Annotated in this window: 1 pseudogene; it reads left to right on the top strand. The window is 74.4% G+C overall.

What is annotated here, in order from left to right:
* Positions 1-18: 18 nt before the first annotated feature.
* Positions 19-637: pseudogene (locus tag Psi02_RS39825) on the top strand (LuxR family transcriptional regulator); the annotation flags it as partial.

Below are 637 nucleotides of genomic sequence, written 5' to 3'. Positions count from 1 at the left end.
GTCGAGGACGCGCACTGGTTGGACGAGCCGAGTTGGGAGGCGCTCGCGTTCGTCGGCCGCCGGTTGCGTTCGGACGCCGTGGTGCTGCTGGCGACCCTGCGCGACGACGCCGACGCGCAGGCCAGGCTCGCCGCGTCAGGGCTGCCCGCGCTGACGGTGCCACCGCTGACCGGCCAGGCGGCGGCGGAGCTGCTGGCGAGGGTCGCGCCCGACCTGGGTGTCGCGCTGCGCGCCCGCGTGCTGGCCGAGGCGGCGGGCAACCCGCTCGCGCTGATCGAGTTCGCCGGGTTGGCGTCCCGGCAGGACCAGGAGTTGCTGGCCTCCAGCAGGCTGCCGTTGACGGAGCGACTGGAGCGCACGTTCGCCCAGGCGCTCGCGGTGTTGCCCGCGGGGACGAGGATTTTGGCGCTGGTCGCCGCCGTCAATGAGGACGACGCGATCGAGGAGAACACGCGAGCCGCGTCTTTGCTGGCGGGTGCGCCGATCGAGGGGGCCGCGCTGGATCCCGCGATCCGGGCGGGGCTGGTCGTGGCCGATGGTGTGCGTGTCAGGTTCCGGCATCCGCTGATCAGGTCGGCGATCGTCCAGGCCGCCGGGGCCGACCGGTTACGCGACGCGCACGCCGCGCTGGCCGCCG

The sequence above is a fragment of the Planotetraspora silvatica genome (assembly GCF_016863315.1).
GTDB classification, from domain to species: Bacteria; Actinomycetota; Actinomycetes; order Streptosporangiales; family Streptosporangiaceae; genus Planotetraspora; species Planotetraspora silvatica.
Note: the sequence above shows the minus strand (reverse complement) of the source record. Positions and strands in the feature narration are given on the sequence as shown.